Source organism: Rhodocista pekingensis, assembly GCF_042665545.1.
In the GTDB taxonomy this organism is placed as follows: Bacteria; Pseudomonadota; Alphaproteobacteria; order Azospirillales; family Azospirillaceae; genus Rhodocista; species Rhodocista pekingensis.
Window position 1 is genome coordinate 680,468 of record NZ_JBHTCM010000010.1, and the last position, 21,222, is coordinate 701,689.

Genomic DNA, 21,222 nt, shown 5'->3' on the forward strand with positions numbered 1-21,222 from the left:
CAAGACGCCGACCATGACCGCCCTCGCCGAACTGACCGCCGACCTGCTCGCCGCCGTGGAGGCAGCCCCCGACCTGCCCGCCCTGGAAGAAGCGCGGGTGGCGGCGCTGGGCAAGAAGGGCCGCATCACCGCCATGATGGGCGACATGCGCAGCCTCACCCCGGAGGAGCGCAAGGAGCGCGGCCAGCAGCTCAACGCCCTGAAGGACCAGGTGGCCGAGGCGATCGAGGCCCGCCGCAGCGTGCTGAAGAAAGAGGCGCTGGCACAGCGGCTGGAGGCGGAGCGGATCGACGTCACCCTGCCCGCCCGGCCGGAGGCCGAGGGCCGCATCCACCCGATCAGCCAGACCATCGACGAGATCGTCGCCATCTTCGCCTCGATGGGCTTCACGGTGGCGGAAGGCCCGGACATCGAGAGCGATTTCCACAACTTCACGGCCCTGAACATCCCGCCGGAGCATCCCGCCCGGCAGATGCACGACACCTTCTACCTGCCGCCGGCCGGCGATGGCGCGGCGCGGGTGCTGCGCACCCACACGAGCCCGGTGCAGATCCGCACCATGCTCCAGGAGAAGCCGCCCATCCGCATCATCGCGCCGGGCCGCACCTACCGCTCCGACTACGACCAGACCCACACCCCGATGTTCCATCAGGTGGAGGCGCTGGTGATCGGGGAGGACATCAACATGGGCCACCTCAAGGGCTGCATCCTGGAGTTCGCCCGCGCCTTCTTCCAGGTGGACGACCTGCCGGTGCGCTTCCGTCCCAGCTTCTTCCCCTTCACCGAGCCGAGCGCCGAGGTGGACATCGGCTGCTCGCGCAAGGGCGGGGAACTGAAGATCGGCAACCACGGCGACTGGCTGGAGATCATGGGCTCCGGCATGGTCCACCCCAAGGTGCTGGAGAACTGCGGCCTGGACCCGGCGCGCTGGCAGGGCTTCGCCTTCGGCATGGGGATCGAGCGCATCGCCATGCTGAAATACGGCATCCCCGACCTGCGCACCTTCTTCGAGGCCGACCTGCGCTGGCTGAAGCACTACGGCTTCGTGCCGCTGGACATGCCCAACCTGGCCCAGGGCCTGACGCGCTGAGGTCGTGGGCGCACTACTTGAAGGTAGTGCGCCCACGGACTACCCTGGTCCGGTACAGTCGGCAAACGAAGCGGTCGGGAGGCTGCGATGGCCCATCCGGTATCCGTCCGCCTGGACGACGCGGTCCAGGCCATCCTGGAGGACGCCGCGCGGGACCGCGGCGTCGGCCTCTCCACCTATCTGCGCGAGCTGGCGGAGACGGAGGCGAAGCGGGTCCGGCGTGCGCGCATCCGCGCCCAGAGCCGGGCGGTGGCCGAGCATATCGCCCGCTCCGACGAGGCTGCGGCGTTCGTCCGCGACTGGACCAGCCCGACCCCGCCGGAGCGCCGGTCGTGAGTCTGTCGCCCGGACAGATCGTCCTGGTGGACTGGCGCGACGCCCTGCCGAAGGAGCCGAACAAGCGCCGCCCTGCCATCGTGGTGGAGGATGCCGACCTGTTCGATCCCGCCTATCCGAACGTCATCCTGGTGCCGCTGACGGACGATCCCGGGCTTGCCATCCCCGATCTCTGTGTGGACATTCAGCCCAGTGCGGAGAACGGGTGCAGCAAGCCCTGCTTCGCCCTGGCGCACCATGTCACCACCACCTCGAAGCACCGCATCACGGCCACCGGCTCCCACGTCAGCGCATCCCAGCTTTCGCAGATCCGCCATCGCATCGCCCTGGCGATCGGTCTTGACTGACCGACCGGCACCCCGGCCCCCTTCACCGACCCAGATCATACGGACCACCTTCCGATGAAATTCTCCCTCTCCTGGCTGAAGGCGCACCTGGACACGGACGCGCCCCTGGACACCATCCTCCAGAAGCTCACCGCCCTCGGCCTGGAGGTGGAGGGGGTGGAGGACCCTGGCCGGGAGCTGGCGGCCTTCCGCATCGCGCATGTCGTCTCGGCCGAGAAGCACCCCAACGCCGACAAGCTGAAGCTCTGCCAGGTGGATGCCGGCACCGGCACACTGATCCAGGTGGTCTGCGGCGCGCCCAACGCGCGCACCGGGATGAAGAGCGTCTTCGCCCTGCCGGGCACGGTGATCCCGGTCACCGGCAAGGCGCTGGAGGTCGGCACCATCCGCGGGGTGGAGAGCCGGGGCATGCTCTGCTCCGAGCGCGAGCTGCTGCTGTCCGACGCGCATGAGGGCATCATCGACCTGCCGGCGGACGCGCCGGTGGGCGTCGGCTATGCCGACTGGCGCGGGCTGAACGATCCGGTGATCGAGATCGCCCTGACGCCGGACCGGGTGGACTGCGCCGGTGTCCGCGGCATCGCCCGCGATCTGGCCGCCGCCGGGCTGGGCCGGCTGAAGCCGCTGGCCACCGCCGCGGTGCCCGGCCGCTTCCCCGCCCCCGTCGCCGTCCGGCTGGAGACGCCGGGCTGCCGCCAGTTCGCCGCGCGCCTGATCCGCGGCGTCCGCAACGGCCCCTCCCCGCGCTGGTTGCAGGACCGGCTGCTGGCCGTGGGCCTGCGCCCGATCTCCGCGCTGGTGGACATCACCAACTTCTTCTCCCTGGACCAGGTGCGCCCGCTGCACGTCTTCGACGCCGCGAAGCTGTCGGGCGGGCTGGTGGTGCGCCCGACGGCGGAGGGCGACCGCTTCCTGGCCCTGAACGGCAAGGAGTACGTCACGCCCGCCGGGCTGGTCGGCATCTATGACGACGGCATCCAGGGCGAGGGCGCCCTGGTCTCGCTGGCCGGCGTCATGGGCGGCGAGACGACGGGCGTCACGGAGGCGACGACCGACGTGCTGCTGGAGGTCGCGCTGTTCGAGCCGGCCCTGGTCGCCGAGGCCGGCCGCCGCCTGAGCATCGACAGCGACGCCCGCTACCGCTTCGAGCGCGGCGTGGACCCGGCCTCGGTGCTGCCGGCGGTGGAGCAGGCCACGGCCATGATCCTGGAGCTGTGCGGCGGCGAGCCGGGCGAGACCTTCCTGGCCGGCGCCGAGCCCGACTGGCGCCGCACCCTGACCCTGCGCCCGTCGCGCGTGGGCCATCTGGGCGGCGTGGACGTGCCGGAGGAGGAGCAGATCCGCATCCTGGAGGCGCTGGGCTTCCAGGTCACCCGCGAGGAGGATTTCGGCCCCGCCGGCCGGCTGGTCTGCCAGCCGCCGTCCTGGCGCCTGGACGTCCACGGCGAGGCCGATCTGGTGGAGGAGGTGCTCCGGGTCCACGGCTTCGAGCACATCCCGGCGACTCCCCTGCCGCGCGAAGCGGGCACGCCGAAGCCGGCGCTGACCGCCGGCCAGCGCCGCACCGCCAACGCCCGCCGGGCGCTGGCCGGACGCGGCCTGCTGGAGGCGGTGACCTGGAGCTTCGTCTCCCCCGCCCATGCCGGCCTGTTCGGGCAGGTGCCGGACGAACTGAAGCTGCTGAACCCGATCAGCGCCGATCTCGCCGTGATGCGCCCCTCGGCCCTGATCGGGCTGTTGCAGGCGGCCGGCCGCAACGCCGCCAAGGGCTTCCCCGACGTCGGCCTGTTCGAGCTGGGTGCCGCCTTCCGCGACGGCAGCGAGAAGGGCCAGGATCTGGTGGCCGCCGGCGTCCGCGCCGGGGCCGCGGTGCCGCGCAACTGGGCCAAGGGCGAGCGCCCGGTGGATGCCTTCGACGCCAAGGCCGACGCGCTGGCGGCGCTGGAGGCGGTGGGGGCGCCGGTCGCCAACCTCCAGGTCACGCGCGACGCGCCGGACTGGTACCATCCCGGCCGGTCGGGCTGCCTGCGCCTGGGCGCGGCCGTGCTGGCCCGCTTCGGCGAGATCCATCCCGCCGTGCTGGAGGCGATGGAGGTGACGGGTCCGGTGGTCGGCTTCGAGGTGTTCCTGGAGGCCGTGCCGCAGCCGAAGAAGAAGGCCGGCACGGCGAAGCCGCTGCTGGAACTGCCGCCGTTCCAGCCGCTGGAGCGCGACTTCGCCTTCGTCGTCGATCAGGCGGTGGAGGCGGACCGGCTGGTGCGCGCCGCCAAGGGGGCGGACAAGGCGCTGATCACGCGGGTGCAGGTGTTCGACGTCTACCAGGGCCAGGGCGTGGAGCCCGGGCGCAAGTCCGTCGCCCTGTCCGTCACGCTGCAGCCGGTGGAGAAGACCCTGACCGACGCCGAGATCGAGGCGGTGGCGGGCAAGGTCGTCGCCGCCGTGACCAAGGCGACCGGGGCCGCCCTCAGGGGCTGAGGGCCGCCACGCCCCCCGCTCCGTCCGGGGGGCTGCCGCAGCCGGCGGGCGACCGCCGGCTGCGGACTACCCCCTCTGCGCTGTCCGCCCGGCGGTGGTAACCGGTCCGTCGGCTTGAGGCGATTCGTCCATTCGAAATACTTGATGGACAAGAGGTCCGTCCGGGGAAACCCGGACCGGTCCGACCATCAGACAGGGAATGGATGAACGCCATGCGGTTCCGCGATCTGCCTACCGTCCAGAAGCTGCTCGTTCCCCTGGTGCTGATGGGGCTGCTGACGCTTGCCGTCTCGGCCTACGCCCTGGCGCAGATGCGGACCGTCGGCACCGAGTACCAGGAACTGGTCGACCACGAGGCGGCGGCGATCCAGACGATCCTGCGCGCCAACCAGATGGCCGAGCAGATCGGCCGCGTCTCCTTCACCCTGGTGGCGGAGTCGGACAGCTTCATCCTGGAGGGGCTGAAGGACGAGATCGACCTGAAGGCCTCCACCCTGCGCGAGCTGCTGGCCCGGGCCGCCGGGCTGGCGCCGGATTTCGCCGACGATCTGACGCTGGTCGGACGCGACTTCGACGCCATGGAGGAGACCATCGAGAAGGCCCGGCAGGCGGCCCTGGCCGGCAAGGCCGAGGAGGGCGGGCGCCTGCTGGTGGACTTCGTCGATCCCCGCCTGACCGACGGGCTGGACCGGCTGGAAGGCGTCACCAAGGAGCTGGACGCGCGGCTGGAGGCGGGAACGGCCGCGGCGGCCCGGCGCTACGACCGGGCCCTTCTCGTGACCCTGGCGGCCGGGCTGGCCGGCACCGTCCTGTTCATGGCGCTGGCCGTCTGGATGGCGGTGGCGAACGTCTCCCGCCCGTTGCAGCGGATCGTCGCCACCATGACCCGGCTGGCCGGCGGCGACCTGTCCGTGCGGGTCGACGGCGACGACCGCCGCGACGAGATCGGCGCCACCGCCAAGGCCGTGCGGGTGTTCCAGAAGTCCATGCTGGACGCGGCCCGCCTGCGCGAGGAGCAGACCGCGCTGGAGGCCCGGACCGAGGCCGAGAAGCGCAGCGCCCGCGGCCGGCTGGCCGACGAGTTCGAGGGCGCCATGCAGGCGGTGGTGGAGGGCATCGCCGGGTCCGCCCGGCACCTGCGCGAGACGGCGGAAGGGCTGTCCGCCGTGGCGGCGGAGACCAACGACCAGACCGCGGCCGTGGCCGGCGCCGCGGAACTGGCCGCCGGCAACGTCAACACCGTGGCGGCCGCCGCGGAGGAACTGTCCAGCTCGATCCGGGAGATCTCCCGGCGCGTGGCGGAAAGCGCCGCCATCGCGGATTCGGCCGTGTCGGAGGCGGAACGCTCCAACGCCACCGTCGCCGGGCTGGTGGACGCCTCCCGCCGGATCGGCGAGGTGGTGAAGCTGATCAACGACATCGCCAGCCAGACCAACCTGTTGGCCCTGAACGCGACGATCGAGGCCGCCCGCGCCGGGGAGGCCGGTAAAGGCTTCGCTGTGGTCGCCGGGGAGGTGAAGAACCTCGCCACCCAGACGGCCAAGGCGACGGAGGAGATCGGCAGCCAGATCGCCGACATGCAGGCCGCCGCCGGCAGCGCCGCGGACGCCATCCGCGGCGTCGGCGGCACCATCGGCCGGATCAGCGAGATCGTCACCACCATCGCCTCGGCGGTCGAGCAGCAGGGCGCGGCGACGCAGGAGATCGCCAGCAGCGTCGCCCAGGCCGCGGCCGGCACCAGCGATGTCAGCAGCACGATCGGCGACGTGACCCGCGCCGCGGCCCGCACCGGCACCCTGGCCGGCGACGTTCTGGGGGCCGCGCAGACGCTGGTGGCCGACGCCGAGCGGATGCGCCGCGACGTGTCCGGCTTCGCCTCCCGGGTGCGGGCCGGCTGAACCGGGGCCGCTCGGGCGAAGGGTACGCCGGAGGGGGTGGCGCGACGGGCAGGGGCACCGACCCCGCCCGTCCCGTGTTGTTCCCCGCATGTGGATGTCCAAGACACCGGCGCCCCCCGGCCGGGCCGCCGGGACCCGCCCCGGTCACGCCGTCGCGTCCGGCCCCGGTGCCGTTCCAGGCCGGGGCTCCTCCTTCCTGCCCTATATCCATACGCTGCGCGGCATCGCCATCCTGTTCATCGTCGCCAGCCACTGCTTCGCCGTGTTCGACTGGAGCGGGGCGCCCTGGAGCTTCCGCATCCTGGACGTGGTGACGACGAACGGCACGGTGATGTTCGTCTTCATCTCCGGCTTCCTGTTCCAGCATCTGTCGGACCGCTTCAGCGTCCGCCGCTATCTGGGCGCCAAGCTGCGCTATGTGATCCTGCCCTATCTGGTGGTTTCGCTGCCGGCCCTGGCCTTCCGGATCGGGACCCGGAGCGGCATGAACGGGCTGCCGGAGGGGATCTACGACTGGAATCCCGTGCTCCAGGTGCTCTGGTTCCTGGGCACCGGGGCGCATCTCGGGCCGCTCTGGTTCATTCCGGTGATCGCGCTGTTCTATCTGGCCGCCCCGGCCCTGCTCTGGATCGACCGTCGGCCGGCGCTCTACGGGCTGTTGCCGCTTCTGCTGCTGGCAGGCAGCTTCGTCCACCGGCCGGAATTCAACATGCAGCCGCTGCACGCCTTCCTGCACCTGCTGCCGGTCTATCTGGCGGGGATGGCCTTCAGCCGCTTCCGCGACCCGGTCCAGGAGCTGCTGGCGCCGCGGCTGGGGTGGCTGCTCGCCCTCTGGCTCGCCCTGGTGGCGGCGCATGTCCTGATCGTGGAGCACACCGGCATCATCTATGTGCGGGAAGTCCTGGGGCCGGACAGCCTGGCGGTGGAGTGGACCTATTTCCAGAAGCTGCTGCTGATGGCGCTGCTGATCGTCGGCTTCCGCCGCTACGGGAGCCGGGTGCCGCACGGCTGGTTCGATGCCCTGGCGGTCAACAGCTTCGCCGTCTTCTTCATCCACGGCTATCTGACGCTGACGGCCGACCGGCTGGTGCTGTGGAACGGCATCGTGATCCCCGGCAGCGTGCCGGGCTTTCTGGTCTACGTCTTCCTGGTCACGGGCCTCGGCATCCTGATCGCCCGCGCCGTCCGGCTGGTGGCGGGCCGGCACAGCCGGCTTCTGGTGGGAAGCTGAACCGCGCCGGAAGCGGGCCGCTGCACTGTCGCCGGGCCTGCACCGGCATGGTAAGAGAAAGCCCCTTCGTCAGCCCGGACCCCTCCTTCATGCTTGCGGAATTGACTGCCCTCGCGCAGGTCCTGTTCATCGACATCGTGCTGGCCGGCGACAACGCCATCGTCGTCGGCATGGCGGCGGCCGGGGTCGCCAAGTCGGAGCGGCGCACGGTCATCTTCTGGGGCATCGCCGCCGCCGCCGTGCTGCGCATCCTGTTCGCGCTGCTGACCACCCATCTGCTCGCCATCATCGGGCTGACGCTGGCCGGCGGCATCCTGCTGCTCTGGGTCTGCTGGAAGCTGTGGCGCGAGATCGTCAGCCAGCGGGAGGAGCGGACCGGGGCCGCGGTCGTGGCCGAGGCGGAGGACGAGAGCACCAGCAATCCCCTGGCCGAGGCGCTGCCGGAGCACGCCACCAAGTCCCGCGGCGTCGCCATCCGGCAGATCGTCCTGGCCGACGTCTCCATGTCGCTGGACAACGTGCTGGCGGTGGCCGGTGCGGCGCACGACCATGAATGGGTGCTGGTGGTCGGGCTGGCCATGTCGGTGGTGCTGATGGGCGTGGCGGCGACCCTGATCGCCCGCCTGCTGGAGCGCCATCACTGGATCGCCTATATCGGCCTTGCCGTGATCCTCTACGTCGCCGTGTCCATGATCTGGCTCGGCAGCTTCGAGGTGCTGGACGCCGTCGGCATGACCCACCACGGGGTGGAGGGCGTGGCCCAGCCGGCCCCCTGATGGCGCTTATCTGAGGGCGCCCCCTGCGGGCGTCCACTGCGGGCGTCCACCTGCGGGCGCCTCTCCGGTAGCGCCACGGGAGACGGGACCGGCCCGTCTCCCGGTCGCGGCTCAACCCTTCACGAGAAAGGCCCGGATGGCGGCCAGCAGGGCGTCCAGGTCGGGCTCGTGCAGGTACATCATGTGCCCGGCCTCGAAGTAGGCCATCTCCACCCGGTCGGCCAGGATGTCGTGCCGGCCGAGGGTGTATTCGGCGTCGAAGAACGGCGTCACCAGATCATAGTAGCCGTTCGCCACCAGCACCCGCAGCCGGCCGTTGCGGCGCAGCGCGTCGGACAGGGCGCGGGCGGTGTTGACGTAGGACGGCTCCCAGCCCTCCCCATCCGGCGCGGTGCGCCAGTCCCAGGACCGTCCCGCGGCTTCGCTGCCGGTCAGGTAGGGACGGTCCATCTCCACCTTCAGCGTCTCCCCGAAATAGCTGTTCAGCGCGGCCGTGTAGGCGCTCTCCGTCGCCTCCGAGGCGGCGTCGCCCAGCACCGGCCGGTCGGCCACAAGGTCGGGTTCGGCCAGCGTGTAGCGGCCGTCGAACTGGCCGAGGGCGAGACCCTTGTCGCGCAGCAGCTCCTTGCGGAAGCGCGGCACCATCACCCGCAGGTCGGAGCGCAGCACGTACTCCTTCGACAGGCCGGTGAAGCGGGCCAGCTCCGCCGCCACCGCCTCGCGCTCGGCGGCGGGCAGGCGGCTGCCCTTGAACAGGGCCGGCAGATAGCGGTCCACGGCGAAGGCCCGCGCCTGGGCCACCCAGGTCTTCAGGTCCGTCCCCTGCCCCGCCCTGCCATGGTAGCGGGCGGCCGCCGCCATCGACGGCAGGTAGGTGACGAAGCTGGTGATGTTGTCCGGCGTGCTGGTGGAGCCGGCATAGTCCAGCGCCTGGCTGACCAGCACCAGCCCGTTCAGCGCCATGTTCTGCCCGCCTTCGTTCAGGGCGTCGGCCACGGCGGCGGCGCGGGTGGTGCCGAAGCTCTCGCCGACGATGAACTTGGGCGCGTTCCAGCGCCGGTTCGCCGTGACCCACTGGCGGATGAAGCGGACGATGCTGTCGCGGTCCTGGTTCAGGCCCCAGAAATCCTTCGTCTGTCCCTTGCCGACGACCCGGCTGTAGCCGGTCCCCACCGGGTCGATGAAGACCAGATCGGTCAGGTCCAGCGGCGCCTGGGGATTGTCCACCAGGGCGAAGGGGGCGGCGCCGTCGTCGGCGTCGGCGTCGGACGGGACGGCGACCCGCTTCGGTCCCAGCAGCCCCATGTGCAGCCAGATGGAGGCGGAGCCCGGCCCGCCGTTGAAGACGAAGGTGACGGGCCGCTTCGCCGCCTCCACCCCGTCGCGGACATAGGCGGTGGACCAGATCGCGGCGACCGGCTCGCCCGCGTCGTCGGTCAGCAGCATCTCCCCGGCGGTAACGGTGTAGGGGACGCCCTGCCCGCCGAAGCGGCCCTGGAAGCGCGCGGTGAAGACCTTGGGCGGGGGCACCGGCTTCTCCGTCGCCGCCGCGGGCGCGCCGCCCGGCGCCGTCTCCTCGGCCAGCGCGGCGGGTCCCGCCATCGCCGCCGCCATTCCCCCTGCCAGCACCATCGCCAACGCCAGCCGCCGCATGCCCTGTCCTTTCCCTGGTCTGCCCCGCTTCCGGGTCTGCCCCGTTGCGGGGTCGGGATCGACCTTACCCCCACCGGACGGACCTGTCTGCGCCGGCGGGACCCGGGCAAAAGCAAAGGGCGGCCCCGGTGGGGGCCGCCCTCGCGTCGGACTTGGGATCAGGGCCGGGCCGTCAGAGGCCCAGCTCCTTCACCAGATGGTCCGCCTTGTAGACCTTGCGCAGGGCCTCGGCCATGCCGCGGATGTCCACGAAGACGGTGCGGTTGCGCCGCATGTCGTAGCCGTAGTCGCCGGCCAGGGAGTGGATGTTGCCGTCGAACACCAGCCCGATCGCCTCGGCGCGCGAGTTCAGGATCGGGGACCCCGAATTGCCGCCGATGATGTCGTTGGTGCTGACGCCGTTGAACGGCACCGACATGCCGATGACGCCCTTCGCCTTCTCCCAGCTCGCCGGCAGGTCGAACGGCACCGCGCCGGTGTCACGGTTGTAGAGGCCGGCGAAGGTGGTGAACGGCTCCACCTGGGTGCCGTCCTCCTCCGCCCAGCCCTTCACATGGCCGTAGGACAGGCGCAGCGTGAAGGTGGCGTCGGGGTAGACGCTGTCGCCGAGAAGCGCGAAGCGGGCCTTGGCGATGCGGGCCTGGGCCGCCTCGACCGGGGCCTCGATCTCCTCCTCCACGGCCTTGCGGACGGCGCGGGCGTCGGCGTCCACCAGCTTCGCCAGGGCGATCATCGGATCGTCCGACGCGGCCACCGCCTCCTTGCCGCCCTCGAACAGCGTCAGGCGGACCTTCGGGTCGCCCAGCTTGCTGTTCTTCACCAGATCCTCGGCCACCTGCTCGGGCGACTTCTTGCCCAGCACCTTCTGCACCAGGGCGTTGTCGGGACCGAACTCCTCGCGCAGCTTGCTGAGCGAGAAGGCGAGCGTGGTGATCTCCAGCGACTCGTGGACCGGGGCCGGGTTGGACAGGCGCTGCTTCAGCGCCGGCAGCCGGGCCTCGCTGAATTCGCGCAGGCGCTGGTCGTTCGGCTTGCCGGCCTCCTCGGCGGAGCGGACCAGCAGGCGGGCGAAGGAGAACAGGCTGCTGTCGAAGGCGCGGCCACGCTCCAGCATCAGGTAGCGCGGCGCCAGCGCGCGCTGGCGCTGCATCGCCGTGGCGATCTGCTCATAGGCGTCGCCGACCTGGGCGGCCAGCTTCGGATCGGCCTTGATGCGGGCCCGCAGCTCCGTCTCGGCGGCGGCCTTGTCGCCGAAGAACTGCGCGTCCACCAGGGCCTGCTGCCGGCCGCGCCAGACCTTCAGGCTGTTCTCGATGCCGGTCAGCTCCTCCAGCGCGAGGCGGTGCTCCTCCTCGCCGCGGCGGCCGAACTCGATCAGGCGGCCGCGCAGCTCGGAGAGGTACATCAGCGTCGCCGGGGCGAACACGTCGCGCAGATAGGCGAGCTGGTCGGTCGTGTTGAGGCGGCTGGTCGAGCCCGGATGGCCGGTCACGAAGGTCGCCTCATCCGGCTTGGCGCCGGCCTTGGACCAGGGGAAGTAGTTGGGGCTGGAGATCGGCTTGCCGTCCGCGCCGTAGACGCGCAGCAAGGACATGTCCAGGCAGTAGCGCGGGAAGTTGAAGTTGTCCGGGTCGCCGCCGAAGGCCGCGATCCCGAACTCCGGCGCGAAGGCCAGACGGACGTCCTGGTAACGGTTGTACTTGTAGAGGTGATAGCGGCCGCCCTGGTAGAGGGTGACCACGTCGCAGCGGACATTGGCGTCGCCGCCGGAGCAGCCGCGCTCGATCTCGGCGAAGACGGCGCGGCGGGCATCGGCGAACTCCTTGCCGGTCTTGCCCTCGGTCGCCTTGGCGACCTTGTCGGTCACGTCGGTGATCTCGGTCAGCTGGTTGACCTCGATGCCGGCGCAGCGCCGCTCCTCGGCCCGGCCACCGGCCAGGAAGCCCTTCGCCATCAGGTCGTTCTCCGGCGTGGACAGCTCGGCCACGCAGTCGGAGACGCAGTGATGGTTGGTCATCACCAGACCTTCGGGGGAGACGAAGCTGCCCGAGCAGCCGCCGGCCAGCCGGACGGAGGAGAGGCGCACCTTCTCCAGCCACTTGGCGTCCGGCTTGAAGCCGGTGGACTTGCCGATCGCCTCGACCGGCACGTTGTCCAGGGTCCACATGCCCTCGTCGGCCATGGCGGCGCTGCTGAAGGCTCCAACGGCCAGGGCAATGATCGCCCCCGCAGTCAATCGCTTCGTCATCTGTGGTTCGTCCGTCCGGGTTGAGCTTGCTTCTTCACAGTCGGGCCGGCGCCGCGGCACCGGCCGGTCGGGGGCGCCGCGGGGTCGCGGACGCCCCGGAGGTCAATTGGCGTTGGCGGCGCGGCGCCGCAGGAAATCGTCCAGCGAGGCGGCCATGTCGGCCAGCAGGGAGGCCACCATCGGCTCGGCCCGCAGGGTCGTCCACACCGTGCGCAGGGTCGGGTGGTCGGCCAGGGCGTCGAACGTGCCGAAGGCGGGCATGAAGCGGTCCAGGTAGAACAGGGCCGGAACCAGGGCGCAGTCGGCCAGGGTCATCTCCGGACCCAGGGCGTAGGGGCCCTTCAGCAGCTTCTCCAGCCCGTCCAGGCCGCGGCGCAGCTCCGCCAGCTTCTCCTCGACCACCGCGCGGTCGCGGGTCGTGGGGTTGAGCTGGCCCAGCAGGCCCAGCAGGCCCGGCAGCACGTAGAGGTCCACCGCCCGGCTGACGGTGCGGCTGCGGGCCCGGCCGGCCGGGTCGGCCGGCAGCAGCGGCGGCTGGGGGTATTTCTCCTCCAGATACTCGCAGATCACCTCGGATTCGAAGACCGGCCCGTCCTCGCCCACCAGGGTCGGGATCTTGCCGTAGGGGTTCAGCGCCAGATACTCCGGCGACTTCATGTTGCCGCCGGGCGGTTCGGCCTGCCGCACGTCCAGCCCCTTGCGGCGGACGGCGCAGAGCACGCGGGCGACATAGGGGGAGAGGGCGGCTCCGTACAGGATCATTGGGCTGGCCTCATGGCACCGGTTGCTGCGGCGGCCCTTCTTAGCCGCTCCCGACCGGGCAGGATAGACTGTTCCCGGGTCGCAGGGGGCGGACGCCGCCGGCAATGACGGGTCATGCCTGCCATACGGATGGCGCGGCCCCCCGACCCTTGCGACGGGGAATGGTTTAGACCAGATGCAGCGGGCTTTCCAGATGGACGGATTCGGCGCGGATGCACCCTGAACACCACGGCAACGCCCCCGCGGGCGGCGACAACGGCGCCGGCAGCCTGGAGCGGGCCTGGAGCCTGCCGGTCCTCGGCTCGGACACCCTTCCCGGCGGGCTGCTGTCGGCGGCGCTGGCGTTCTGGCGCCGGCTGAAGCCGGAGACGGGCGGTCTGCCCGGCTTCGACGGCTTCGATCCGCGCCAGCTTCCGCCCTCCGTCCTGCCCCATGCCGCCCTGCTGGGCGGCTTCGATGCCGAGGGCCGGGTCCGCGGCCTGTTCCTGGGCACCGTGGCGGCCATGCATGCCGGTGCCGAGCTGGCCGGCCACCGGCTGGACGAGCTGTACCCGCCCGCCACCTATGCCCGGGTCGAACAGACCCTGCGCACGGTGGAGATCCTGCGGCGGCCGGTGCTGGCCTCGGTCTCCTTCGGCGTCGATGGCGTCCGCCTGCTGGACAGCGACCGGCTCTGCCTGCCCTTCCAGGGGGCGGACGGCGCCATCGCCGGCTTCGTCGTGGTGATGGACTACCGCCCGACCGACGCGGGCCGGGCGCAGCCGCTGAAGCTGCTGGGCGACGCGCCGGAGCTGCTGCGCTGCGACCTGTTCCGCGTCATGCTCCGGCGGGCGAGCCAGGAGTAGGCGGCGCGAAGGTGCCGCGGTGGGTGTCGCGCAGCAGGGCCTTCTGCACCTTGCCCATGGTGTTGCGCGGCAGCTCCGGCACGAACCAGACCCGCTTGGGCACCTTGAAGCCGGCCAGTTCCGCCTTCACGGCGGCGATCACCGCGGCTTCCGTCAGATCGTCCCGGCCGGGGTGCTTCTGCACCACGGCGGCCACCGCCTCCCCCAGATCGGGGTGCGGCAGGCCGAAGACGGCGCTCTCCACGACGCCGGGCAGGGCGTCCAGCACCGTCTCCACCTCCTTGGGGTAGACGTTGAACCCGCCGGAGATGATCAGGTCCTTGGCGCGGCCGACGATGTGGACATAGCCGCGGGCATCCACCTTGCCGACGTCGCCGGTGATGAAGAAGCCGTCCGGACGCATCTCCTCCGCCGTCTTCTCCGGCTTGTTCCAGTAGCCCTTGAACAGGTTGGGGCCGCGGATCTCGATCACGCCGATCTCCTCCGGCCCCAGGACCGAGCCGTCCTCGCCGGCGACGCGCAGCTCAACGCCGGGCAGCGGAAAGCCGACGGTGCCGGGGATGCGGTCCCCCTCCAGCGGGTTGGAGGTGATCATGCACGCCTCGGTCATGCCGTAGCGTTCCAGGATCGCGTGGCCGGTGCGCTCCTGGAACGCGCGGTGCGTGTCGGCCAGCAGCGGGGCGGAGCCGGAGATGAACAGGCGCAGGTGCGCCGCCTGGGCGCGGCCGAACGCCGGATGCGCCAGCAGGCGGGTGTAGAAGGTCGGCACCCCCATCATCAGCGTGGCGCCGGGCAGCAGCCGCAGCACGGCGTCCGCATCGAAGCGGGACAGGAACAGCAGGCTGCCGCCGGCCAGCAGCACCGTGCCCAGGCCCACGAACAGACCGTGCGTGTGGAAGACCGGCAGCGCGTGCAGCAGCACGTCGTCCGGCCGGAAGCCCCAGCAGTCGTGCAGGGTCAGCAGGTTGGAGCCGAGGTTCCAGTGCGTCATCATCGCGCCCTTGGACCGCCCCGTCGTGCCGGAGGTGTAGAGGATGGCGGCGAGGTCGTCCCTCTCCCGCGGCACGGTGGCGAAGGTCGTCGGCTGCTCCAGCCCGGCCGCGGCCAGACTGCCGTCCGCCGCCACGCCCAGGGTGGCCACCTGCGGCACGCCCGCCGCGGCGGCCAGCTCCCGCATCTCCGCCTCGTCCTCCGGGCGGCAGACGACCAGGGCGGGGCCGGCATCTTCCAGGAAATAGGCGATCTCGCCGCGCCGGTAGGCGGTGTTCAGCGGCAGATAGACCGCCCCCGCCCGCAGCACGGCCAGGAACAGCATGACGTTCTCGGCGCTCTTCTCCACCTGCACGGCGACGCGGTCACCGGGCTTCACGCCCAGCGCCACCAGCACGTTGGCGAAGCGGGCCGAGACCGCGTCGATGTCGGCATAGGTGTAGTAGACGCCCCGGCGCGGCCCGTCCTCAAGCGCCAGGAACCGTCTCTCCCGGTCGGCCGGGAACCGGCTCTCGAACAGGTGGTAGAGATTGCCGCTGGCGGGGGCCGTCACCGTCTCGCCCATCGTCGTCCGTCTCCCTGGCAGGCGCCGCCGCTGCGGCCGCACGGGCGGGACGATAACGACGGCGCCGGCCGCTGCCAACCGTGGAGGGCCGGACGGCCGCTGCCGGAGCACGCCGCGGGCATTGACCGCGGCATAACCGCGGGCGGATAGGGTGGGATCACCCGTCCGCATCCCGATCTGCCCGGAAGAGCCATGCCCCGCCGTCCCGCCCTTGCCGTTCTGACCGCCCTCTTCGTCCTTGCCGTGGCCCTGCCGGCCCAGGCCGCCGGCAGCCTGTCGGGCGGCGCCTTCGGAACGGGGCTGACGGCGCCGGTGGTGCTGACGGTGCATCTGCTGGGCCTGCTGGCGCTGGGCCTCTGGGCCGCCGACCAGGGCGGGCAGGCGTCCGGCCAGGGGCCGGCGGTGGCGCTGGTGGCGGCCCTGGTCTTCGGCCTGCTGCACCAGTCCGGGGTGCGGCTGCCCCATACCGGGCTGGTGCTGGAGGCGTCGCTGCTGGTCTTCGGCCTGCTGACGGCCTTCGCCGTGGCGCTGCCGCTGGCGCTCACGCTGCTGCTGGCGGCGGTCGCCGGGGCGGTGCACGGGACGGGCCTGTCAGCCTGGGTCGGGGCGCCCAGTTCGCCGCTGCCCTTCTGGCTGGGGACGGGCTGCGGCTTCGTGCTGGTGGGCAGCGCCGGCGTCGGGCTGCACGGGCTGCTGGCGCAGAACCTGTCCCGGGTCTGGGTGCGGGCGGCCGGCGGGCTGATCGCGCTGGCGGGGCTGCTGATGCTGCTGGACATGATGTGATCCCGCGCACATCCGGCGGGACCCGGAAGCGCGACATTTCCGCAACAGCGCTGTTCAAACAGGTGCATGTGTTCCGCTTCCGACGGTGGGCCGGCGACATTCCGGAGAGCGGCCGTTGCGCCCCCGCTTTCCCCGGCTCACATAGGAAGCAGGCACCAGGAGCGATCGAGCGTGCCCGCCGTGACCCAGTCCCCTTCCCTGATCGGGCGTCGTGCCCTGTTGCGCTCCGGCATCGGCCTGTCCGGCGTCGGACTGGCGGCCGCCTGCCTGCCGTTCCCGCTGGCCGCCCAGACGACGGGCACGCCGGGGTTGCGCTTCTTCCAGATCGGCACCGGCACGACCGGCGGCACCTATTTCCTGATCGGCGGCCTCCTGGCCAACGCCATCAGCAACCCGCCCGGTTCGTTGCCGTGCGAGCGCGGCGGCAGTTGCGGGGTGCCCGGCCTGATCGTCGTGGCGCAGTCCACCTCCGGCGCCGTGGAGAACGTGGAGGGCATCCGCGAGGGCCGGCTGGAGTCGGGCCTCGTCCAGGCGGACATCGCCTATGCCGCCTTCCGCGGGGAGGGTGCGTTCGAGGGGCGCAAGCCCCTGACGGAGCTGCGCTCCATCGCCAACCTCTACACCGAGACGATCCATCTGGTCGTGCGCGCCGACAGCGGCATCCGCTCCGTCGCGGACCTGAAGGGCAAGCGGCTGGTGCTGGGGGAGAAGGGCTCCGGCACGCTGGTCACGGCGCGCATCCTGCTGGCCGCCTACGGGCTGTCGGAGAAGTCGGTGAAGCCGCTCTATCTCAGCCCCGGCGCGGCCAGCGACCGCATCGCCTCGGGCGAGGCGGACGGCTTCTTCATCGTCGGCGGCTTCCCCCTGCCCGCGGTGGCCGATCTGGCCGGACGGGTGGCGATCCGGCTGTTGTCCTTCGACGAGACGCACCTGTCGCGGATCGCCCGCCGGCTGCCCTTCTACACGGGCGCGGTGATCGAGGACGGGGCCTATGCCGGCGTGCCGCCGACCCCCACCCTGGGGGTGGGGGCGCAGTGGCTGGTCCACAACCGCATCTCCGAGGATCTGGTCTACGGCATCACCCGCGCCCTCTGGAACGAGCGGACGCGGGAGCTGCTGGTCACCGGTCATCCGCGCGGCAGCACCATCCGGCTGGAGACGGCGCTGAAGGGGCTGGCGGTGCCGCTGCATCCGGGCGCCGAGCGGTTCTACCGCGAGGTCGGGATGGCCGGGGACTCCGCGGCCGTCGTTCCGGGCACGGCGGGCCGGGACGCCGGCGCCGGGCCGGCGGGCGCCAGCCCGGTGCCGCGCACGAAACCGGCCGCCCCGCCTGACCGCAGCGGGACGCCCCGCTGACGGCACGTCCTGCTGCCGGCGCGGCCTTACTTCGCGTCGAAATCGACCACCCAGGTCTCCGCCTCGGCCGCGGCCACCCAGTCGCGCATGGCCGGCAGGGCGTAGATCGCCTCCACATAGGCGCGCGCGCCGGCGTCCATCGCCACGTTCCAGGTCACGAACCGGGTGCAGACCGGGGCGTACATGCAGTCGGCGATGCTGAAGCGGCCGAACAGGAACGGCCCCCCGGCCCCGAAGCGGTCGCGGCAGTCCTGCCAGATCGCCGTCACGCGGGCGATGTCGTCCGCCGCCGCACTGCGCCGGACCGGGTCGTGGCGGCGCTGCTTGAGGTCCATGAACAGGTTGCGGCGCAGGTCCAGGAAACCGGAGTGCATCTCCGCCGAGACCGAGCGCGCCACCGCCCGCGCCGCCGGGTCCTGCGGCCAGAGGCCGGCCGCGGGGAACAGCTCCGCCAGATATTCGCAGATCGCCAGACTGTCCCAGACCGTCAGGTCGCCATGCTTCAGCACGGGCACCTTGCCGGCCGGGTTGCGGGCCAGGATGGCCGCCTTGGTGCCTTCGGTGCGGAGGGGGATCACCTCCTCAGCGAAGGACGCACCGACATGGCGCAGCGCCAGCCAGGGCCGCAGCGACCACGAGGAATAGGCCTTGTTACCGATCACCAGGGTGAACTTGTCCATAGGGATGCCTCCGCCGCTTCCGGACCCTCCCATCTAGGCCCGCCCGCCCCCGCCCGTCAAACCCGCCGGTCGCCGCCGCCGGTGCCCGGCCTGTCCTTGCGCGCCCCGGCCGGCGGCGACGGCTTTACAGCCGGTCGGCGGACGGCGCATCCTGCCGGCCAGCCGGGCGGCCGCCGCCCGGCCGTTCCGTCTGTCCGCAAGAGGTCCCGCCGTGCTGCAACACCTGCGCGCCAAACCCACCGACGACACCGTTCCCCTGGAGCTGATCCGCAAGGCGGAGCTGTCCGCCTGGCTGGACGGCGCCGAACCGGCCGCCGCCGCCTGGGTCCGCGGCACCGGCTTCACCGCCGAGCCGGGTGCGGTCGCCCTGCTCCCGGGCGAGGGCGGGCGGCTGGCGCGGGCGCTGGTCGGGGTGCCCGACCGGCTGGACCTCTGGAGCCTTGCCGGTCTGCCGGGCAGCCTGCCCAAGGGCAGCTACGTCCTGCCCGACCGGCTGGACGGGCGCGAGGCGACGGCCGCGGCCATCGGCTGGGCCCTGGGCTGCTACCAGTTCACCCGCTACCGGAAATCCACGAAGGAGTTCGCCCATCTGGTCATGCCCGCCGGCGCCGACCGGCAGGCGGTGGAGCGGGTGGTCACCGCCACCGCCCTGGTGCGCGATCTGGTGAACACCCCGGCCGAGGATCTGGGCCCGCCGGAGCTGGCGCAGGCGGCGGAGAAGCTGGCCGACGAGTTCGGCGCCAAGCTGAAGGTGATCGCCGGCGACGACCTGCTGGAGAAGAACTATCCGATGGTCCATGCCGTCGGCCGCGCCGCGGCCAAGGCGCCGCGGCTGATCGACCTGCGCTGGGGCAACAAGGAGCACCCGCTGGTCTGCCTCGTCGGCAAGGGCGTCTGCTTCGACAGCGGCGGGCTGGACATCAAGGGTTCCGCCAACATGCTGCTGATGAAGAAGGACATGGGCGGCGCCGCCCATGCCCTGGGCGTGGCCCGCATGATCATGATGGCGGGGCTGCCGGTGCGGCTGCGGGTGCTGGTGCCGGCGGTGGAGAACGCCGTCTCCGGCAATTCCTTCCGGCCGATGGACATCCTGCCCACGCGCAAGGGCCTGACGGTGGAGATCGGCAACACCGACGCCGAGGGCCGCCTGATCCTGTGCGACGCGCTGGCCGAAGCGGACAGCGACAGGCCGGCCCTGCTGATCGACTTCGCCACCCTGACCGGGGCCGCGCGCGTGGCGCTGGGACCGGAGCTGCCGGCCCTGTTCAGCAACGACGACGCGCTGGCGGAGGACCTGCTGGCGGCCGGGCGCGAAACTGACGACCCGCTCTGGCGGCTGCCGCTCTGGCCCGGCTACCGCAAGATGCTGGACAGCCGGATCGCCGACCTGAACAACGCGCCGTCCGGCGGCTTCGCCGGCGCCATCACGGCGGCGCTGTTCCTGGAGCGGTTCGTCGCGGCCGAGACGCCCTGGGCGCACATCGACCTCTACGCCTGGAATCCGTCGGCCCGCCCCGGCCGGCCGGAAGGCGGCGAGGCGATGACCCTGCGCGCCGTCTATGCCCTGATCGAACGGCGCTTCGGCACGGCCTGAGCGGACGGGCTGGCCGACCGGACTGGGGGACCGTCGGCGCTTGCCGCTGACGGCGACTTTGGGCACACTCCGATGCGTTCCGGCCCGACGGGGCGGTGGCGGATCGGGGGGGCTCCATGTCGCGGAACCTGGAGGCGCTACAGCTCTGGCGCGGCGCGCTGGTGGCGAGCGTGCGCAAGGCGGGACCCGATCTGTCGGCCCGCCAGCTCGCGCTGCTGCTGACGGTCTATCTGACCCCGCCGCCGCATACGGTGCGCGGGCTGGCCGCCACCCTGAACGTCTCCAAACCGTCGGTGACGCGGGCGCTGGACCGGCTGGGGCGGCTGGGCTATGTGAAGCGCAAGCGCGACCAGGACGACCGGCGGAACGTGCTGGTGCAGCGCACCGTCAAGGGCAGCGTCTTCCTGACGGAGTTCGGCCAGCTCGTGGCCGCGGCCGGACAGGCCGCGTCTGAAATCCCGGCGGCCGGACAGGCCGCGTCTGAACCCATGGCGGCCGGACAGGCCGCTGCGGTGCAGATCACCGATCCCGCCCCTTCAGCCGCCGCACCGTCGGCGGCTCCCGCTCCGGAACCCGCGACCCTGACCGCATGACCGACACGCCCGAGGCCGTTTCCCTGGACCCCCGCATCCATCCCTGGCGCGCCGATCTGGCCGCCGCCCACCTGAAGGGGAGCGTCACGGCCGAGCGCTTCGTGGAGGGCGTGCCCTGCCAGATCCGCACCGGCTTCGCCGCTCTGACGGAGACACCGGATTTCGACGGGCGGCAGTCCAGCCAGCTCCTGTTCGGGGAGGTCTTCACCGTCTATGAGGAGCGCGACGGCTGGGTCTGGGGCCAGAACGGCACGGACGGCTATGTCGGCTATCTGCGGCTGGAGGCCCTGGACGCGGAGGTGCGGACGCCGACCCACACGGTCACCGCCCTGCGCAGCTATGTCTACCCCGAGCCGGACCTGAAGACCCCACCGCTGGACCTGCTGAGCCTGGAGTCGCGCCTGAGCGTGACGGGCCAGTCCGGCGGGGGCCGGGGGCAGCAGGCCGGCTGGCTGGAACTGGCGACCGGCGGCTGGATCTTCGCCGGCCATGCCGCCGCCCTGCCCGCCCCGCCGGCGGACCCGGTGGACACCGCCCTGCGCCTGCTGGGCACGCCCTATCTCTGGGGCGGGCGCACCAGCCTGGGGCTGGACTGCTCAGCCCTGGTGCAGCTCGCCCTCGCCGCGGCCGGCCTGCCCTGCCCGCGCGACAGCGACATGCAGGCGGCCTCCGTCGGCACCCTGGTCTCCCCCGACGGGCGCGGCCATGCCTTCCACCGGGGCGATCTGGTCTTCTTCCCCGGCCATGTCGGCATCATGGCGGACGCGGACGACCTGATCCACGCCAACGCCTTCCACATGGAGGCGGTGCGGGAGCCGCTGGCCGCCGTGCTGGCCCGCGCGGGCGACAAGGGCATCACGGCCGTCCGCCGGCTCTGACGCCCGCCCTCCTGCCGCCCGCCCTCCTGACACCGACGCCCCACGCCGGGGAGCCATGCGCGCGGGGCCAGGACGCCCCGCGGCAACGGGCCGGCAACAGGCTTGTCGGTGTGCGCGGCTGC

Annotated in this window: 18 protein-coding genes; 13 read left to right on the forward strand and 5 right to left on the reverse strand. The window is 72.0% G+C overall.

Going from position 1 to position 21,222, the window contains the following annotated elements:
- Positions 1-13: 13 nt before the first annotated feature.
- The 7 genes from pheS (at position 14) to ACFQPS_RS11495 (ending at position 8,153) form a co-directional block, all read left to right on the forward strand.
- Complete coding sequence (pheS, locus tag ACFQPS_RS11465) at positions 14-1,090, forward strand: phenylalanine--tRNA ligase subunit alpha (protein ID WP_377359076.1); 1,077 nt, start codon at positions 14-16, stop codon at positions 1,088-1,090.
- An 87-nt stretch (positions 1,091-1,177) separates the two neighbouring features.
- Entirely contained in the window at positions 1,178-1,426 is a 249-nt protein-coding gene (locus tag ACFQPS_RS11470; RefSeq protein WP_377359078.1) for a regulator of G-protein signaling domain-containing protein, read from the forward strand.
- Positions 1,423-1,773: a type II toxin-antitoxin system PemK/MazF family toxin gene (locus ACFQPS_RS11475; protein WP_377359080.1), complete on the forward strand. Its 351-nt coding sequence runs from the start codon at positions 1,423-1,425 to the stop codon at positions 1,771-1,773. The genes ACFQPS_RS11470 and ACFQPS_RS11475 overlap by 4 nt, the downstream gene beginning before the upstream one ends.
- A 54-nt stretch (positions 1,774-1,827) precedes the next feature.
- On the forward strand, positions 1,828-4,248 hold the full coding sequence (gene pheT / locus ACFQPS_RS11480) for a phenylalanine--tRNA ligase subunit beta (protein WP_377359082.1): 2,421 nt from the start codon (positions 1,828-1,830) through the stop codon (positions 4,246-4,248).
- Positions 4,249-4,460: 212 nt separating this feature from the next.
- On the forward strand, positions 4,461-6,146 hold the full coding sequence (locus tag ACFQPS_RS11485; RefSeq protein ID WP_377359083.1) for a methyl-accepting chemotaxis protein: 1,686 nt from the start codon (positions 4,461-4,463) through the stop codon (positions 6,144-6,146).
- Positions 6,147-6,240: 94 nt separating this feature from the next.
- Positions 6,241-7,377: an acyltransferase family protein gene (locus ACFQPS_RS11490; RefSeq protein ID WP_377359085.1), complete on the forward strand. Its 1,137-nt coding sequence runs from the start codon at positions 6,241-6,243 to the stop codon at positions 7,375-7,377.
- A gap of 89 nt (positions 7,378-7,466) precedes the next feature.
- Positions 7,467-8,153: a TerC family protein gene (locus ACFQPS_RS11495; protein ID WP_377359086.1), complete on the forward strand. Its 687-nt coding sequence runs from the start codon at positions 7,467-7,469 to the stop codon at positions 8,151-8,153.
- Positions 8,154-8,264: 111 nt separating this feature from the next.
- On the opposite strand, the gene ACFQPS_RS11500 is transcribed toward ACFQPS_RS11495, so the two are convergent.
- From ACFQPS_RS11500 to ACFQPS_RS11510, 3 genes are all read right to left on the reverse strand, one after another.
- The gene (locus tag ACFQPS_RS11500; RefSeq protein ID WP_377359088.1) at positions 8,265-9,806 is read right to left on the reverse strand and encodes a S10 family peptidase; all 1,542 of its coding nucleotides are present in this window, start codon (positions 9,804-9,806) and stop codon (positions 8,265-8,267) included.
- Positions 9,807-9,978: 172 nt separating this feature from the next.
- Positions 9,979-12,054, reverse strand: coding sequence for a S46 family peptidase (locus ACFQPS_RS11505; protein WP_377359090.1), 2,076 nt, complete (start codon positions 12,052-12,054; stop codon positions 9,979-9,981).
- Positions 12,055-12,156: 102 nt separating this feature from the next.
- Positions 12,157-12,816, reverse strand: coding sequence for a glutathione S-transferase family protein (locus tag ACFQPS_RS11510; protein ID WP_377359091.1), 660 nt, complete (start codon positions 12,814-12,816; stop codon positions 12,157-12,159).
- Between the two features lie 212 nt (positions 12,817-13,028).
- On the opposite strand from ACFQPS_RS11510, the gene ACFQPS_RS11515 reads away from it, so the two are divergent.
- Positions 13,029-13,661: a PAS domain-containing protein gene (locus ACFQPS_RS11515; protein ID WP_377359093.1), complete on the forward strand. Its 633-nt coding sequence runs from the start codon at positions 13,029-13,031 to the stop codon at positions 13,659-13,661.
- Here ACFQPS_RS11515 and ACFQPS_RS11520 read toward each other — a convergent pair.
- On the reverse strand, positions 13,633-15,216 hold the full coding sequence (locus ACFQPS_RS11520) for a malonate--CoA ligase (protein WP_377359095.1): 1,584 nt from the start codon (positions 15,214-15,216) through the stop codon (positions 13,633-13,635). The genes ACFQPS_RS11515 and ACFQPS_RS11520 overlap by 29 nt on opposite strands.
- A 192-nt stretch (positions 15,217-15,408) precedes the next feature.
- On the opposite strand from ACFQPS_RS11520, the gene ACFQPS_RS11525 reads away from it, so the two are divergent.
- The gene (locus ACFQPS_RS11525; RefSeq protein ID WP_377359097.1) at positions 15,409-15,999 is read left to right on the forward strand and encodes a HupE/UreJ family protein; all 591 of its coding nucleotides are present in this window, start codon (positions 15,409-15,411) and stop codon (positions 15,997-15,999) included.
- Positions 16,000-16,170: 171 nt separating this feature from the next.
- Positions 16,171-17,355: a TAXI family TRAP transporter solute-binding subunit gene (locus ACFQPS_RS11530; protein WP_377359099.1), complete on the forward strand. Its 1,185-nt coding sequence runs from the start codon at positions 16,171-16,173 to the stop codon at positions 17,353-17,355.
- Positions 17,356-17,381: 26 nt separating this feature from the next.
- Here the strand turns inward: ACFQPS_RS11530 and ACFQPS_RS11535 are convergent, their stop codons facing one another.
- On the reverse strand, positions 17,382-18,035 hold the full coding sequence (locus ACFQPS_RS11535; RefSeq protein ID WP_377359101.1) for a glutathione S-transferase family protein: 654 nt from the start codon (positions 18,033-18,035) through the stop codon (positions 17,382-17,384).
- 211 nt (positions 18,036-18,246) lie between these two features.
- On the opposite strand from ACFQPS_RS11535, the gene ACFQPS_RS11540 reads away from it, so the two are divergent.
- The 3 genes from ACFQPS_RS11540 to ACFQPS_RS11550 all read left to right on the forward strand — a co-directional run bounded on the left by ACFQPS_RS11540 (position 18,247) and on the right by ACFQPS_RS11550 (position 21,100).
- Complete coding sequence (locus tag ACFQPS_RS11540) at positions 18,247-19,629, forward strand: leucyl aminopeptidase family protein (RefSeq protein ID WP_377359102.1); 1,383 nt, start codon at positions 18,247-18,249, stop codon at positions 19,627-19,629.
- A gap of 116 nt (positions 19,630-19,745) precedes the next feature.
- A complete protein-coding gene (locus ACFQPS_RS11545) occupies positions 19,746-20,222 on the forward strand; it encodes a MarR family transcriptional regulator (RefSeq protein ID WP_377359104.1) in 477 nt (158 codons plus the stop codon).
- Positions 20,219-21,100, forward strand: coding sequence for a C40 family peptidase (locus tag ACFQPS_RS11550; protein WP_377359106.1), 882 nt, complete (start codon positions 20,219-20,221; stop codon positions 21,098-21,100). The genes ACFQPS_RS11545 and ACFQPS_RS11550 overlap by 4 nt, the downstream gene beginning before the upstream one ends.
- Positions 21,101-21,222: the final 122 nt, after the last annotated feature.

Excerpts from the sequence above, each read along its gene's own strand:
- ACFQPS_RS11510 (WP_377359091.1), bottom strand. The coding sequence starts at position 12,816 with ATGATCCTGTACGGAGCCGCCCTCTCCCCCTATGTCGCCCGCGTGCTC.
- ACFQPS_RS11470 (WP_377359078.1), top strand. The coding sequence starts at position 1,178 with ATGGCCCATCCGGTATCCGTCCGCCTGGACGACGCGGTCCAGGCCATC.
- pheS (WP_377359076.1), top strand. The coding sequence starts at position 14 with ATGACCGCCCTCGCCGAACTGACCGCCGACCTGCTCGCCGCCGTGGAG.
- ACFQPS_RS11545 (WP_377359104.1), top strand. The coding sequence starts at position 19,746 with ATGTCGCGGAACCTGGAGGCGCTACAGCTCTGGCGCGGCGCGCTGGTG.
- ACFQPS_RS11485 (WP_377359083.1), top strand. The coding sequence starts at position 4,461 with ATGCGGTTCCGCGATCTGCCTACCGTCCAGAAGCTGCTCGTTCCCCTG.
- ACFQPS_RS11490 (WP_377359085.1), top strand. The coding sequence starts at position 6,241 with ATGTCCAAGACACCGGCGCCCCCCGGCCGGGCCGCCGGGACCCGCCCC.
- ACFQPS_RS11505 (WP_377359090.1), bottom strand. The coding sequence starts at position 12,054 with ATGACGAAGCGATTGACTGCGGGGGCGATCATTGCCCTGGCCGTTGGA.
- ACFQPS_RS11535 (WP_377359101.1), bottom strand. The coding sequence starts at position 18,035 with ATGGACAAGTTCACCCTGGTGATCGGTAACAAGGCCTATTCCTCGTGG.
- ACFQPS_RS11495 (WP_377359086.1), top strand. The coding sequence starts at position 7,467 with ATGCTTGCGGAATTGACTGCCCTCGCGCAGGTCCTGTTCATCGACATC.
- ACFQPS_RS11550 (WP_377359106.1), top strand. The coding sequence starts at position 20,219 with ATGACCGACACGCCCGAGGCCGTTTCCCTGGACCCCCGCATCCATCCC.
- ACFQPS_RS11525 (WP_377359097.1), top strand. The coding sequence starts at position 15,409 with ATGCCCCGCCGTCCCGCCCTTGCCGTTCTGACCGCCCTCTTCGTCCTT.
- ACFQPS_RS11515 (WP_377359093.1), top strand. The coding sequence starts at position 13,029 with ATGCACCCTGAACACCACGGCAACGCCCCCGCGGGCGGCGACAACGGC.
- ACFQPS_RS11500 (WP_377359088.1), bottom strand. The coding sequence starts at position 9,806 with ATGCGGCGGCTGGCGTTGGCGATGGTGCTGGCAGGGGGAATGGCGGCG.
- pheT (WP_377359082.1), top strand. The coding sequence starts at position 1,828 with ATGAAATTCTCCCTCTCCTGGCTGAAGGCGCACCTGGACACGGACGCG.
- ACFQPS_RS11520 (WP_377359095.1), bottom strand. The coding sequence starts at position 15,216 with ATGGGCGAGACGGTGACGGCCCCCGCCAGCGGCAATCTCTACCACCTG.